Here is a 911-nt window from a genome sequence, read left to right on the forward strand (position 1 = left end):
TAATAATGGAAAGGGAAATAGGTAATCACAGAAATATTTTGTAAATTTGAGTCTGATAAACAATAACTTACAAAAAAAATAAGATTCTATGATTACCCAAGACAAAATTACGGATATTTTCTGTATGGTAGATGACTTCAGCAAGAAATTTGATATGGAAATCGCTAAAGGCGAGCTTATTTCTTCAAACGGAATTCGCCGTCGGCATCGTAACGCCTCCCTTTCCGATGGTGAGATTATGACCATCCTGATCGTGTTTCATTTTGGCACGTTCGCCAACTTCAAGCACTACTATCTGCATTATATCAGGGTACATCTGCGTCGGGACTTTCCGGATGCGGTATCCTATAACAGGTTCGTGGAACTTGAAAGCCGTGTATTCTTCAAGCTGATGTTTTTCCTTAAGCTCTATGCCTTTGGCCGCTGTTCGGGTATCAGCTTCGTGGACAGCACAATGATTCCCGTCTGTCATAACCTCAGGCGCTATGCCAACAAGGTTTTCAAGGATATGGCTACGGACGGGAAGGGAACGATGGGGTGGTGTCATGGATTCAAGCTGCACTTCACCTGTAATGACCGGGGAGAAATTATCACCTTCTGTCTTACCGGAGCCAATGTGGATGACAGGAATCCGGAAGTCTGGAACGTGCTCGCCAAAGAGCTGTACGGACGGCTCTTCGCAGACAGGGGATATATCTCTCCAAGGCTCTTCGAGGATCTTTTTAAAGATGGCATACATCTCGTTACGGGAATCAAAGCGAACATGAAGAACAGACTTATGCCCTTTTGGGATAAAATCATGTTACGAAAGCGTTTTGTCATCGAGTGCATCAATGACATGCTCAAGAATACGGCAAAACTGGTACATTCAAGACACAGGTCTATCAATAACTTCTTAATGAATTTGGTGG

Annotated in this window: 1 protein-coding gene; it reads left to right on the plus strand. The window is 43.4% G+C overall.

The window, feature by feature from the left end; all coding sequences use genetic code 11:
- Window positions 1–88: 88 nt before the first annotated feature.
- A partial coding sequence (locus tag M3085_RS13840; protein ID WP_249053329.1) for an IS982 family transposase occupies window positions 89–911 on the plus strand: 823 nt, incomplete at its 3' end.

Source organism: Bacteroides caecicola (assembly GCF_023337095.1).
Taxonomy (GTDB): Bacteria; Bacteroidota; Bacteroidia; order Bacteroidales; family Bacteroidaceae; genus Phocaeicola; species Phocaeicola gallinarum.